Origin of the sequence: Pseudonocardia sp. P1, from assembly GCF_000178675.2 — a bacterium.
Lineage (GTDB): Bacteria > Actinomycetota > Actinomycetes > Mycobacteriales > Pseudonocardiaceae > Pseudonocardia.
In genome coordinates this window covers 3,148,629-3,162,500 of the sequence record NZ_ADUJ02000001.1, presented here as the reverse complement: position 1 = coordinate 3,162,500, position 13,872 = coordinate 3,148,629, and the positions used below count along the sequence as shown (strand labels likewise).

Sequence of the window (13,872 nt, the reverse complement as noted above, 5' to 3'; positions counted from 1 at the left end):
ACCTCCTTTCTAAGGAGTCTCACCATGTGGTGGGGCACCGGCTCGTTTCTTTCGTTTCTTCTGAAATGTGGGAATGTGTTGGTTCCTTAACTGAGATCGCACTGTCGGCCCCGAGTGTGGGTCGGGTGTGACTGGGTGGAACGCAACGAACGTCAGGCTGTGGTTCGGCACACTGTTGGGTCCTGAGGGGACACCGGTTTGGTGGGTGTTGTCTTTGGCCGCGTGGGTTCTGGGTTGTCCTAACGCCTTCTGGTTGGGGGTGGTGGTTGCCTGGGGTCTTGTGTGGTTGTGGGTTGAGTGTTGCATAGTGGATGCGAGCATCTTGTTGTGGTCAAGTTGTTAAGAGCACATGGTGGATGCCTGGGCATCAGGAGCCGATGAAGGACGTGGGAGGCCGCGATAGTCCTCGGGGAGTTGTCAACCGAACTGTGATCCGAGGGTGTCCGAATGGGGAAACCCAGCACCCGTCATGGGGTGTTACCCGTACCTGAATTCATAGGGTGCGTGGAGGGAACGTGGGGAAGTGAAACATCTCAGTACCCACAGGAAGAGAAAACAACAGTGATTCCGTGAGTAGTGGCGAGCGAAAGCGGAAGAGGCTAAACCGTGTCCGTGTCAAGCCGGCAGGTGTTGCGGATGCGGGGTTGTGAGACGTGCTGTTCATCTTCTGCCGAGGATGGGACGGTCCAGTGTTTGTGTTAGCGGAACGACTCTGGGATGGTCGGCCGTAGTGGGTGAGAGCCCCGTACGCGAAAGCATGAGTCTGGTCGTGGGCATTGTTCTCGAGTAGCAGCGAGCTCGTGGAATTTGCTGTGAATCTGGCGGGACCACCCGTCAAGCCTAAATACTACCTGGTGACCGATAGCGGACTAGTACCGTGAGGGAAAGGTGAAAAGTACCCCGGGAGGGGAGTGAAATAGTACCTGAAACCGTGTGCTTACAAGCCGTCAGAGCCTGGAGCAGTCTTGTGCTGCAGGGTGATGGCGTGCCTTTTGAAGAATGAGCCTGCGAGTTATGCTTCGTGGCGAGGTTAACCCGTTGTGGGGTAGCCGTAGCGAAAGCGAGTCCGAATAGGGCGGTGGAGTCGCGGGGTGTAGACCCGAAGCGGAGTGATCTACCCATGGCCAGGGTGAAGCGTCGGTAAGACGTCGTGGAGGCCCGAACCCACCAGGGTTGAAAACCTGGGGGATGAGCTGTGGGTAGGGGTGAAAGGCCAATCAAACTTCGTGATAGCTGGTTCTCCCCGAAATGCATTTAGGTGCAGCGTCGTGTGTTTCTCATCGGAGGTAGAGCACTGGATGGCCTAGGGGGCCGACAAGCTTACCGAAGTCAGCCAAACTCCGAATGCCGGTGAGTGAGAGCGCGGCAGTGAGACTGCGGGGGATAAGCTTCGTGGTCGAGAGGGAAACAGCCCAGATCACCGGCTAAGGCCCCTAAGCGTGCGCTAAGTGGGAAAGGATGTGGGATCGCCCGGACAACCAGGAGGTTGGCTTAGAAGCAGCCACCCTTGAAAGAGTGCGTAATAGCTCACTGGTCAAGTGGTCCTGCGCCGACAATGTAGCGGGGCTCAAGCGCACCGCCGAAGCCGTGGCAATGACACTGTTGTGTTGTTGGGTAGGGGAGCGTCCTGCATCTGGTGAAGCCCGGGAGTGATTTACGGGTGGAGGGTGTGGGAGTGAGAATGCAGGCATGAGTAGCGAATGCAGAGTGAGAATCTCTGCCGCCGGATGACCAAGGGTTCCTGGGCCAGGTTGTTCCGCCCAGGGTGAGCCGGGACCTAAGGCGAGGCCGTCAGGCGTAGTCGATGGACAACGGGTTGATATTCCCGTGCTCGTGATAGTGCGTCCATGCCGGGGCCGGTGATGCTAACCATCCGAACCCACCTTCGCTCCTTCGGGAGTGTTGTTTGTGGGGGAGCGTGGGATCCGATCCGGTAGTAGGCAAGTGATGGGGTGACGCAGGAGGGTAGCTCCGCCACGCGGTGGTTGTCGTGGTGTAAGCCTGTAGCCCGAGTCCTAGGTAAATCCGGGGCTCATCAAGGGTGAGAGGTGATGCGTAGCCGATTGAGGCGAAGAGGGTGATCCCATGCTGTCGAGAAAAGCCTCTAGCGAGTGCTGTTGCGGCCCGTACCCCAAACCGACACAGGTGGTCAGGTAGAGAATACCGAGGCGATCGAGCGAACTGTGGTTAAGGAATTCGGCAAAATACCTCCGTAACTTCGGGAGAAGGAGGGCCATCTGCCTTGAAGCCCCTTCGCGGGCTAGGGGTGGGTGGTCGCAGAGACCAGGCCCAAGCGACTGTTTACTAAAAACACAGGTCCGTGCGAAGTCGCAAGACGATGTATACGGACTGACGCCTGCCCGGTGCTGGAACGTTAAGAGGACCTGTTAGCTCCTTTGGGGGCGAAGCGGAGAATTTAAGCGCCAGTAAACGGCGGTGGTAACTATAACCATCCTAAGGTAGCGAAATTCCTTGTCGGGTAAGTTCCGACCTGCACGAATGGCGTAACGACTTGGGCGCTGTCTCGACCACAGACTCGGCGAAATTGCATTACGAGTAAAGATGCTCGTTACGCGCGGCAGGACGGAAAGACCCCGGGACCTTTACTATAGCTTGGTATTGATGCTCGGTTCGGCTTGTGTAGGATAGGTGGGAGACTGTGAAGTCGTCACGCTAGTGGCGGTGGAGTCGTTGTTGAAATACCACTCTGGTCGAATTGGGTGTCTGAACCTCGGGCCATGATCTGGTTCAGGGACAGTGCCTGGTGGGTAGTTTAACTGGGGCGGTTGCCTCCTAAAGAGTAACGGAGGCGCCCAAAGGTTCCCTCAGCCTGGTTGGCAATCAGGTGTTGAGTGTAAGTGCACAAGGGAGCTTGACTGTGAGACTGACGGGTCGAGCAGGGACGAAAGTCGGGACTAGTGATCCGGCACCTCCTGGTGGAAGGGGTGTCGCTCAACGGATAAAAGGTACCCCGGGGATAACAGGCTGATCTTGCCCAAGAGTCCATATCGACGGCATGGTTTGGCACCTCGATGTCGGCTCGTCGCATCCTGGGGCTGGAGTAGGTCCCAAGGGTTGGGCTGTTCGCCCATTAAAGCGGTACGCGAGCTGGGTTTAGAACGTCGTGAGACAGTTCGGTCCCTATCCGCCGCGCGCGTTGGAGACTTGAGGAAGGCTGTCCCTAGTACGAGAGGACCGGGACGGACGAACCTCTGGTGTGCCAGTTGTCCCGCCAGGGGCACGGCTGGTTGGCTATGTTCGGGAGGGATAACCGCTGAAGGCATCTAAGCGGGAAGCCTGTTCCAAGATGAGGTCTCCCACCACCTTGAGTGGGTAAGGCTCCCAGTAGATGACTGGGTTGATAGGCCGGAGATGGAAGCCTTGTGAGGGGTGGAGTTGACCGGTACTAATAGGCCGAGGGCTTGCCACAACATGTTGTTCGCATCCACTGTGTGACCCTGAGTCCACAACCCGTTGGTTGTGTGGTCTCTGTTTCCTGGGTTTTCTCGTGTCCCATTGTGTGGGGTGTGAGGGGGCGTGGGGATGTAATTGGATAGTGTTGTCGGTGGTTATGGCGGTAGGGGAACGCCCGGTCCCATTCCGAACCCGGTAGCTAAGCCTTCCTGCGTCGATGGTACTGCACTCGACAGGGTGTGGGAGAGTAGGTCGCCGCCGACATTCAACATTTCAGGGGATCCCTCGGACCGTTTCGGTCCGGGGGATTTTCTGCGTTCCGGGCCCGGTTTCTGGTGGCGGTCCGACGGTCCGGTGGGTCCGGGGCGCGGGTCCTGGGGTGTCGTCGACGCCGGATGGGTGTGTCGTCCGGGGTCGTCGTGCGTTCCGCGGAACACCGCCAGGTCCGCGGAACGTTGCCAGGACCGCGTTCCGCGAAACGCGACGGAGCGGCGGACCACCTCGGCCGGGCAGCGGCCGTCGTCGGACTCGCTGTTTCAGCCCGTGAGCGGCAGCTGCGTTCCGCGGAACGCAGCCGGCGGGATCCGTGCTGCATCCGGTCACGCGGCCGGCGGGGGAGACACCGTCGTCGATCGATGTGTGTTCCGGTGGCTCCCGGAGGCCGACGCCGTCGGTGTCCTCAGAGGTCGGCCCCCACCGCCTGCCCGACCTCGGTGAACCCGTCCGCGCGCAGCAGCTCGGCGAGCTCCCGGTGCAGCCGCGAGGGCCACAGCAGGCCGCCGTAGACGAAGCCGGTGTAGGACTGGACCAGCGCGGCGCCCGAACGGATCCTGAGGTACGCCTCCGCGGCGTCCTCGATGCCCCCGACCGAGATGACGATCTGGTCGTCGGCCAGGCGGGAGCGCAGGCGTCGCACCACGGCGCGGGCACGGTCGCGCAGGGGACGGCCGGACAGTCCGCCGGCACCCGCCGCGTCGATCTCGGAGGGAGCGGTGTGCAGCCCCTCGCGCGAGATCGTCGTGTTGGTGGCGACGACGCCGTCGAGCCGCAGTCGGACGGCGAGATCGGCGACGGCGTCGACGTCGTCGTCCGCGAGGTCGACCGTGATCTTGACCAGTAGCGGGATCCGGCGGCCCGGTGCGACCCGGTCGAGCTCGTCGCGGACCGCCGTCAGCAGCGGTTCGAGGACGCCGACCTGCTGCAGGTCCCGCAACCCCGGGGTGTTGGGGGAGCTGACGTTGACCACGACGTAGTCGGCGTGGGCACCGAGTGCGGCGGCGCTCGCGCGGTAGTCGTCGACGGCCTCGTCGGCCGGGACGACCTTGCTCTTGCCGATGTTGACCCCCAGGACCGGCATCCCCGGTGCGGAACGGGTACGGAGCGCTGCGAGCCGGGGTGCGACGGCGGCGGCGCCGGCGTTGTTGAAGCCCATCCGGTTGATCAGTGCCTGGTCCTCCACGAGCCGGAACAGTCGCGGCTTCGGGTTCCCGGGCTGCGGGCGGCCGGTGACCGTCCCGATCTCGACCGCGCCGAAGCCGAGGCGGCCCAGCGCGAGGACGCCCTCCGCGTCCTTGTCGAAACCGGCGGCCAGGCCGAGCGGGCCCGCGAAGTCGAGCCCGAGCACACGCGTGCGCAGCACCGGGTCCGACGCCGTCAGCCGGCTCGCGACCCGCTCACCGACGGCCGGGGTCCCACCGAGCGCTCGTACGACACCGAACCCCATGCGGTGCGCCGGCTCGGACGGGAGGTACCGCAGGACCCTGCGCATGAGGACGTCGTACATGCCCCCCATCCTCACAGGCGGGCGACGTCAGGTGTCCCGGCGGGACAGCCCCAGCTGGTCGAGCATCCGCCGGTCCCGCTTCGTCGGGCGGCCGGCGCCGCGCTCCCGGCGGGCGAACACCGGCACCTCGGTGCGGGACGGCTCGGGCGGGGTGTGGTCGACGTAGCACTCCTGTGCGATCGGTGCGCCCACCCGCTTCTCGATGACGCGGGTGACCTCGACGATCCGGTTGCGGTCGTGGACCCGTGCGCGGACCTTGTCACCGACCCGCACCGGGGCCGCCGGCTTCGCGGGCCGGTCGTTGATCCGCACGTGCCCGCCGCGGCACGCCGTCGCGGCCTCGGCACGCGTCTTGGCCAGGCGTACCGACCAGAGCCAGCGGTCCACGCGGGTCGCGTCCATCCGGCCATCGTGCCATCGCCGCCGGGCTCCCGGCCGCGTCACGAGGCCACCCGGCACGCCCGGGACCGGGCAGCGGGGAGCTCAGTAGTGCGTGACCCCCGGCGTACCCCCGCCCGCGGCGACGGCGTCACCGTTGATCGCGACCGAGCGGGGGGAGCACAGGAACGTGATGACGTCGGCGACCTCGGCCGCGGTCGTGATGCGGCCGATCGTCGTCGTCGCGTCCAGCTCTGCGCGGGCGGCGGTCTCGTCGAGGCCGGTCGCGGCCGCGCGGTCGGCGAGCGCCTGCGCCGTCCGCTCGGTCTCGGTGACGCCGGGATGCACGACCGTCACGTTCACCCCCTGCGGGCCGAGCTCGTGGGCGAGCGCCGCCGTCATCGACGCGACCGCCACGTTGCGCACCGAGCCGACCAGCGAGGTGGACCGGCGGGCGTTGAGCCCGCTGACGTTCACGATCCGGCCCCAGCCCTGCGCCGTCATCAGCGGCGCCACGGCACGCGCGCAGCGCAGGTAGCCGAGGAGCTTCGTCTCCAGCTCCACGCGGACCGCGTCGTCGGTCGTGGCACCGAGGCCCGTCGGCGCCCCCGAACTCGCCGGGCGGGCCGCGGCGTTCACCAGGACGTCGACCCCACCGAACTGCTCCGCGACCGTCCGCACGGCGGCGCGGACGGCGTCGTCGTCGGTGGTGTCCGCCGCGACGGTGAGCACCTCCGGCGCGCCGGCGTCGCGGAGGCTCGCGGCGGCGGCCTCCAGCGCGTCCGGGTCGCGGGCCAGCAACGCCACCCGGGCCCCCTCCGCGGTGAGCGCACGCGCCGTCGCGAGGCCGATCCCGCGGCTGCCACCGGTCACGATCGCCCGCCTGCCGCCCAGTCCCAGATCCATGACAGCCACCGTGCCGCACCCGTCCGATGTGTGCCCGTTTACGCTGCGCACGTGGCCGAGCCCATCGACTCCGTCCTCGTCGTCTTCAACCCGGGGAGCACCGGCGACGCCGACGTGCTCGCCCGCGAGCTGCGCGACGACCTCGCGGCCGCCCGCCCCGGGCTGCCGGTCGAGCTGCGTCCCACCGAGTACGCCGGGCACGCCCGCGACATCGCCCGTGAGGTCGCCTCCGGTCCCGGCCGGCCGCTGATCGTCTCGGCCAGCGGCGACGGCGGCTACAACGAGGTCGTCAACGGCATCCTGGAGGTGCCCGGCACCGGCGCGGCCGCCGCGGTGCTCGCCGCCGGCAACGCCAACGACCACCGCCGTGTCACCGCGCGCCGCCCGCTCGCCGAGGCGATCGTCGCCGACGAGACCGAGCGGATGGACGTCCTGGAGATGCGGTCCGGTGACCAGCCGCCCCGGTACGCGCACTCCTACATCGGGTTCGGGCTCACCCCGGTCGTCGCGCTGCAGATCGAGAAGGGCGGCAAGGGGACGATCCGCGAGGTGATCAGCACCGTGCGGTCGTTCTGGGCCTTCACCCCGTTCGAGATCGAGTTCTCCACCGGTGACCGGCGCCGGATCGACAACCTGGTGTTCGCGAACATCGGCGAGATGGCCAAGGTCGCCGAGCTGAGCGAGGACAGCCGCCCCGACGACGGCCGGTTCGAGGTCGTGCTGCTCGAGCACCGTCCGAAGTGGCGTCAGCTGCTGACCGCGGTGCGGGCCGCCCTGTCCGGCCTCGGCCGCCAGCCCGCGACGACCGAGTTCCGGTTCTCCACGTGCGGCCCGATGCCGGTGCAGATCGACGGCGAGATCGACGACGTCGCCGCAGGCACCGAGATCCGGGTGCGGTGCGCGCCGGGGGCACTGAGCATCATCCGCTGACCGCGGCGGCTCCGGCTCAGGCGGCTGCGAGGGTGAACTCGACGATGCCGAGCGCACCGCCGTCGCCGAACGACGCCCGCACCGTCGCGCCCGGGTGGACCGCGACCGGCACCGTCGTCGTCCCGGTCGTCACCAGCGCGCCGGCCTCCAGCCGCACCCCGTGCTCGGGCAGGGTGTCCGCCAGCCAGGCCAGTGCCGTCCACGGGTCGCCCAGGACGGACGCGCCGCTACCGGTGGCGGTCTCGTCGTCGACCCGCAGGGTGGTCGGGGTCGCGGCGAGGTCCAGCGCGGCACCGCCGGGGATCTCCGGGCCGAGCACGAACCGGCCCGCGCACGCCGCGTCGGCGAGCAGCGACGGCGCACCCGCCGCGACGAAGTCGTCGAACCGCGACTCGGGCAGCTCCACCGCGCAGTGGACCGCGCCGACCGCGGCGCGCAGCTCGTCGCGCGAGGCGCCGGCGTCCACGGCGGACCGCAGCACGAACGCGAACTCCGCCTCGGCGACGGCCATGTGCAGGTCACCGGACGGGACGACGTCGCCCGGGGCGTGCCGGAACCGCTCGAACAGCATCCCGGGCAGGGGGGCGTCGACGCCGATGTGGGCCTGCCCGGCGGTGGCCGTCGCCGCGAGCTTCCAGCCGTACGACGCCCCGGCCCGTTCGGAGAGCCGGCGCTGCGCCGCGAAGCCCTCGGTGAGGGTGCGCGGTCGCAGCAGCTCGGGCAGGGCGGCGAGCCGCTCGCCGGTCGTCCACGCCTGCCACAGCGCGCCGGCCGTGCCGTCCGCGCGCACCAGGTCGACGGCGGACGGGTCGACGGCGCCCTCGTCCGAGCCGTCGGCCGCGGTGCGGTCGGTGTCACCGTGTGCGGTCATCGGCCCGGATAATGCCAGGTCACCGATCGGGTCCGGCCCGCCGGTCCAGGACCTCGGCGACCCGGCGCACACGGTCGTCGCCCAGGGCCTCCTCCAGCGACACCGGCAGCGGGATCCGCCAGTTCGGGTACTCGTCGACGGTGCCCGGCAGGTTCGGCTGGCGGGTCTCGCCGAGCACGTCGTAGAGCGACGCCAGCACCAGCCGCGACGGTGCCGAGGCGAGCAGCCCGTGCAGCGCGACGACGATCGTGTCCTCGTCGGTCTCGTCCGGCGAGTCGAGCAGGCCCTCCGCCGCGAGCAGCGCCAGCAGCTCGTCGCGCTCGGCGCCGGCCTTCGCCTCCTCGGACGCCGGGTCGTCGAGCAGGCCGAGCTCGGCGCGGGCGCGGACGTGCTCGCCGCGCAGGAAACCGGGCGCGGTGGGCAGGTCGTGCGTGGAGATCGTCGCCACCGACCGTTCCGGCCAGCGCCGCGGCGGGCGGAGCGGGCCGTCGTCGCCGCCGGTCACCGGGTCCGGGTCGCGGGAGAACCACAGCACCGTCGAACCCAGCAGGTTGCGCTCGGCCATGTCCTCGCGGATCCGCGGGATCACCGTCCCGAGGTCCTCGCCGACCACGAGCGCGTCCGCCCGGTGGGCCTCCAGCAGGAGGACGGCGAGCATCGCGTCGGCGTCGTAGTGCACGTAGGTGCCGCGATCGGCACTCTCCCCCGACGGCACCCACCACAGCCGCCACAGGCCCATGACGTGGTCGATCCGCAGCCCGTCGGCGTGCGTGAGCAGCGCCCGTGTCATGTCCCCGAACGCGGCGTACCCGGTGTCCGCCAGCCGGTCCGGGCGCCACGGCGGCAGGCCCCAGGTCTGCCCGCGCTGGTTGAACGCGTCCGGCGGGGCGCCGACGGTGGCGTCCAGGGCGAGGACGTCCTGCAGCATCCACGCGTCGGCGCCCTCGGGGTCGCAGCCCACGGCGAGGTCGTGGATGACACCGACCGGCATCCCCGCCTCCCGGGCCGCCGTGCGCACCCCCGCGAGCTGCGCCTCCGCCTGTCGCTGCACCCAGGCGTGGAACGCGATCCGCGGCGCCAGCTCCCGCTGCGCGGCCGCGACACCGGCGCCGTCGGGCCGGCGCAGCCCCTCCGGCCAGAGCGACCAGCGACCGCCGTACCGCTCGGCGAGCGCGCAGTAGGTGGCGAACGACGTCAGGTCGTCGTCCGGGGCACCGTCGGGGTGACCGGCGGCGCGCCACAACGCCTCGAGCGCCGAGCGTTTCGCCGCCCAGACCCGGTCGTGCGGGATGCGGTCCCCGGCGGTCTCCGGACGCAGCGCGTCGACCTCGGCGCGGGTGGGCGCGTCGGCGTCGCGGTAGGCGGGCAGGTCGGTGATCCGCAGCGCCAGCGGAGTGGTGTAGCGGCGGGACGACGGCGTGTACGGCGAGGGCTGCACCGGCGGCACCGGGGTGATCGCGTGGAGCGGGTTCAGCAGCACGGCACCGGCGCCGTGCCCGCCGCGGATCAGCGTGGTCAGGTCGCCGAGGTCGCCGATGCCCCAGGATCCCTGCGAGTGCAGGGCGTAGAGCTGCAGCATCCATCCCCACGTCCGCGGCGGGTCGGGGAGCGCGGGCGGGGCGACGACGACGGCCGACCGGCCGCCGTCGGTCTCCAGCAGGTAGCGGCCGGGATCCAGACCGGACGGCAGCTCGCCGTCCACATCGGAACCGCGGCCGGCGGCGTCGCCGTCGGTGGCGGTCAGCCGCCCGCGGCCGGGCAGCGGGCGGGACCGGTCCGAGCGGAGCCCGATCGTCGGGGGGAGCGCACCCGCCGACGCCTTCTCCCGCGCGCCGGCGAGTGCGACCCGCTCCGCGCCGGGGCCGGAGACGTCGACCTCCAGCAGGTCGAGCACGGTGCGCACCACCGAGGCGTCGATCCGCTGCTCGGTGCGGGTGCCGTCCAGGTACGAGGTCGCGACGCCGTGCGCGTCGGCGATCTCGGCGAGCTCGGGTGTCACCGGGTCGCGGGTCATGGTCCCGATCCTGGCCGATCCGCCCCGCGGCGGCCCGGCCGGTGCGGCGTGACACCCGGCCGCAGGGTGGTCCTCCGGCACCCGCCCGGTCGACACGCGGACGGCGTTCACGCACGACGGTCGGAGTGTCATCGGTGCTACGGTGCGTCGCCGGATGCGTCGACCGGGCCACGGGTCCTGCGGGCCCGTGGATCCGCGCGGAGCGCCGGACCTCTCCGGGGCACCCCGGCCGGCGTCGCCGGGCCCGGTTCGTCCGTTCCGGCAGTGAGGATCTCCAGATGTCGACGTGGGCCCTGCTGGGGCTGTTGGTGGTGGTGCTGGTGGCCGTCGGGATCGCAGCTTTCCTGCGGTGGGGGCGGAACCGGGACGAGCACCCGACATCGGGCGACGGCTCTCCTCCGCGCACGGTCGCCGATCTCGTCGACCGTCGTGCCCGCGGGCTGGACGACGGCCGCGGCGCCGGGACGGACGATCTCCCCTCCGGGGGCGAGGACGCACCGCACCGCACCGAGAACCCGTACGCCGCAGCGCACCCGGACGCGCCGGACATGGTGGACACCGGTTCCGATGTGGCGCAGACGTACCCGGAGACGGCCGGTCCGGACGCCGACGACACCCGGGCCGGAACCGCGTCCGACGACACCGCCGCCGTGCCCGCGGTGCACGCCGTGCCCGCCCTGCCCGGCGGAGCGGCAGCCGACCGTCCGCTCCGGACGCGGGACGACGACCTCGACCGTGATGCGCACGAGGACCTGGACGAGGACGCGGGCGACGACCCGGACGACCCGGACGACCCGGCCGCGACGACCCCGATCGGCCCGACCCACTCCTCGGCACCCGACATCACGCGTGTCCCCGAGGGCGAGGACCGGACCGACCGCATCCCCGAGGTCCGCCCCGCCGAACCGCGGGTGACGCCGGACGTCAGCGCCGGTCCGGTCGGCCCGCCCTGGGCCCGCGGGTTCAAGGACGGGAAGCCCGTCGAGCCCGTCGAGCCGGCGCCGGTCCGCCGGTTCCCGCGCCCGTCGCCGACGGCGCGGCCCCGGCCGGCCGCCGCGCCGGACGCCGGCGCCGCCAATCACGGGCCGGACAGCTCCGCGCCGGACATCAGCACGCCCCCCGGGGGGAACGAGACCGCCGGATCCGGTGCGGACGACGCCACCACCGGGCTCCGCGCGGTCACCGCCCTCGGCGCGGGCGCCGCGGCCGCGTCGATCCCCTTCCTCGCGAAGGGCGGCCGTGGGACCGGTGATGCCGGCAGTTCCCCGACCGGCACCGACGCGGACACGCCGGACACCGGTCCGCCGGCCGCCGAGGCGGGATCCACGGACGCGACCGACGCCGGTACGACCGCCGCGGACGCCGCGGGCGCGGACGTGACGGGTGTCGGGGACACGGACGTCACCGATGCGGACGCCACCGGGTCCGTCGACGGCGCCTCCGGCGCCGACACGGCCGAGGCCCCCGGCCCGGAGGTCGCCGACGCCGAGCCCGAGGTCGACGAGATCGCCGCGACCCACGACCCGGCTCCGGCGACCCCCGCCGAGCAGATCGACTTCGGCCGCGGCGCCGAGGCCACCGGCGCGGCGGCGACCGGTGCGGTCGTCGCCGGTGCGGCCGCGACCCGGTCCGACTCCCGTTCCCCGGTCGATCCGGACCTGGTCCGGCGGGTGACCACCGTCCCGGCCGACCGCTCCGTCGCCCGGTCCACCGCCTCGCCCGACACCGAGCGGGAGTTCCGCGAGGCCCGGGACCGGATCACCGGCCAGTACGGCTGGACCGGGCGCGTCCCCGAGCAGCAGGGGGGTCCCGGCCAGGACCGCACGTCCGGGCGGTCGGCGCCGATCGGGCTCGTCCCCGGCGGTTCCGTCGCCCAGGAGTCCGGTGAGCACGCCGAACCACCGCCACGACCGGCTCCGCGGCTGATGCGCTCGGTCCGGCCGGCGCCGCCGCCCGCCCCGGACACCGTCAGGACCGACGCCGCGCAGGACCCCGAACCGGAGGCCTCCGTCCCCGTGAACCCCGCCGCGCCCACGACCGCCGAGCCGACGACCGCCGCAGGTGGCGAGCCGCCCGCCCGGACCTCCGCGCCGGAACCCCCCACCGTGCGGGCCGAGGAGGTCGCCCTCACCGTCCAGCGGTCGGGGCCGGAGCCGGCCGCCGTCGTCCCGGGCACCGCCCCGCAGGACGTGGAGGTCCGCGTCCTCGGTCACGACGACGCCGCACTGGCCGGCGCCACCGTCGCCGTGCGCGACCGCGCGGGCGGTCCGGTCGGCACGGCCGTCACCGGTGACGACGGGGTCGCCCGGATCGCGGTCCCCGGGGCCGGCTCGTTCGTCGTCGTCGCCGCGGTGGACGGGTACCGCCCCGGCGTCGCCGCCTGTGCGGTCGGTGACACCGCGGCCGGGGCCACGCTCCGCCTCCGGCGGGCCGCCGTCGTCCACGGCACGGCCCGCACCACGGACGGCGCACCCGCGGCCGGCGTCGACGTCGTCCTCACCCAGGACGGTGAGCCGGTCGCCGAGGCCCGCACGGGCAGCGACGGAGCGTTCCGGCTCGCCGACCTCGACGCCGGCCGCTACCGCCTGGCCGCGGGCTCCGCGTCCGGAGTGGACGTCGAGGTCGAGGCGGGGGCCGACGTCGCGCAGGACGTGACCGGGTCGTGACGACCGCACCGGACGTGCAGGGGCGGTTGCCCGGCGTCGGTGGTGTCGAGCTGTTCTGGCAGGGCTGGCTGCCGCCGGGCGACGTGGCCGGTGTCCTGCTGCTCAGCCACGGCATCGGCGAGCACTCCGGTCGCTACGGCACCGTCGTCGACACACTGCGGCCCGACGGCTGGGCCGTCTACGGGCTCGACCACCGCGGCCACGGCCGCTCCGGCGGGACCCGCGTGCACGTCCGGCGCTACGACGACCTCCTGCAGGACTTCGAGACCTTCCGCCGGGAGATCGTCGCCCGGCACCCCGGCGTCCCGGTCTACCTGCTCGGGCACAGCCTCGGCGGGCAGATCGCCCTCGCCTACGCGCTGCGTCACCAGGACCGGCTCGACGGGCTGGCGCTGTCCGCGCCGGCGCTGGCGTCCGACACCGTTCCCGCGCCGCTCGTCCCGGTGCTGTCGCTGGTCGCGCGGGTGCTCCCGACGGTGCGCCCGGTCGGGATCGACACCTCGGCGATCAGCTCGGACCCGGCCGTCGTCGACGCCTACGAGGCCGATCCGCTCGTCCACCACGGCAAGCCGACGCTCGCGCTGGGCGCTGCCGTCTACGCGCAGATGGACGACCTGCTCCCGCGGGCCGCCGAGCTGCGGCTGCCGCTGCTGGTCCAGCACGGGACCGCCGACCGGCTCACCGACCCGGCCGGTACCCGCAAGCTGGACGAGGCCAGCGGCTCCGCCGACACCACGGTGCGCTGGTACGACGGTCTCTGGCACGAGATCTACCACGAGCCGGGCCGCGAGGGCCCGCTCACCGACCTGCGGCGGTGGCTTGCCGAGCACCGCGACGCGGCCCGGCACCGCACCGGCTGACCGCGGCCCGCCCGGCTCGACCTGCCGGACACCGGCTGCTGATGGGATCG

The 13,872-nt window shown here is 71.2% G+C and carries 8 protein-coding genes and 3 rRNA genes (1 of these 11 cut by a window edge); 6 read left to right on the top strand and 5 right to left on the bottom strand.

Features of this window, described 5'->3' with window-relative positions; all coding sequences use genetic code 11:
* From PP1_RS14260 to rrf, 3 genes are all read left to right on the top strand, one after another.
* Positions 1-9: ribosomal RNA gene (locus PP1_RS14260) — 16S ribosomal RNA — on the top strand (it extends 1,511 nt beyond the left edge of the window).
* Between the two features lie 320 nt (positions 10-329).
* Positions 330-3,430: ribosomal RNA gene (locus PP1_RS14255) — 23S ribosomal RNA — on the top strand.
* 131 nt (positions 3,431-3,561) lie between these two features.
* Positions 3,562-3,678: ribosomal RNA gene (gene rrf, locus PP1_RS14250) — 5S ribosomal RNA — on the top strand.
* Together the 16S, 23S and 5S rRNA genes form the textbook arrangement of a ribosomal RNA operon.
* A gap of 415 nt (positions 3,679-4,093) precedes the next feature.
* Here the strand turns inward: rrf and PP1_RS14245 are convergent.
* The 3 genes from PP1_RS14245 to PP1_RS14235 form a co-directional block, all read right to left on the bottom strand.
* A complete protein-coding gene (locus PP1_RS14245; protein WP_010231742.1) occupies positions 4,094-5,197 on the bottom strand; it encodes a quinone-dependent dihydroorotate dehydrogenase in 1,104 nt (367 codons plus the stop codon).
* A 27-nt stretch (positions 5,198-5,224) separates the two neighbouring features.
* Positions 5,225-5,599 (bottom strand): RNA-binding S4 domain-containing protein, encoded by a 375-nt coding sequence (locus PP1_RS14240; RefSeq protein ID WP_010231739.1) that lies wholly within the window; start codon positions 5,597-5,599, stop codon positions 5,225-5,227.
* 81 nt (positions 5,600-5,680) lie between these two features.
* Positions 5,681-6,481 (bottom strand): SDR family NAD(P)-dependent oxidoreductase, encoded by an 801-nt coding sequence (locus PP1_RS14235; RefSeq protein WP_010231737.1) that lies wholly within the window; start codon positions 6,479-6,481, stop codon positions 5,681-5,683.
* A 51-nt stretch (positions 6,482-6,532) separates the two neighbouring features.
* Between PP1_RS14235 and PP1_RS14230 the strand changes: the two genes are divergently transcribed.
* Complete coding sequence (locus PP1_RS14230) at positions 6,533-7,411, top strand: diacylglycerol/lipid kinase family protein (protein WP_010231733.1); 879 nt, start codon at positions 6,533-6,535, stop codon at positions 7,409-7,411.
* Positions 7,412-7,427: 16 nt separating this feature from the next.
* Here the strand turns inward: PP1_RS14230 and PP1_RS14225 are convergent, their stop codons facing one another.
* Together PP1_RS14225 and malQ are read right to left on the bottom strand one after the other, a co-directional pair.
* Entirely contained in the window at positions 7,428-8,282 is an 855-nt protein-coding gene (locus PP1_RS14225; protein ID WP_249265926.1) for a 2-keto-4-pentenoate hydratase, read from the bottom strand.
* Between the two features lie 19 nt (positions 8,283-8,301).
* Entirely contained in the window at positions 8,302-10,296 is a 1,995-nt protein-coding gene (gene malQ, locus PP1_RS14220; protein ID WP_010231725.1) for a 4-alpha-glucanotransferase, read from the bottom strand.
* Positions 10,297-10,574: 278 nt separating this feature from the next.
* Between malQ and PP1_RS14215 the strand changes: the two genes are divergently transcribed.
* Together PP1_RS14215 and PP1_RS14210 are read left to right on the top strand one after the other, a co-directional pair.
* Positions 10,575-12,962, top strand: a complete 2,388-nt coding sequence (locus PP1_RS14215; RefSeq protein WP_075313933.1) for a carboxypeptidase-like regulatory domain-containing protein — start codon at positions 10,575-10,577, stop codon at positions 12,960-12,962.
* Positions 12,959-13,822, top strand: a complete 864-nt coding sequence (locus tag PP1_RS14210; RefSeq protein ID WP_010241336.1) for an alpha/beta hydrolase — start codon at positions 12,959-12,961, stop codon at positions 13,820-13,822. The genes PP1_RS14215 and PP1_RS14210 overlap by 4 nt, the downstream gene beginning before the upstream one ends.
* The last annotated feature ends 50 nt before the right edge of the window (positions 13,823-13,872 follow it).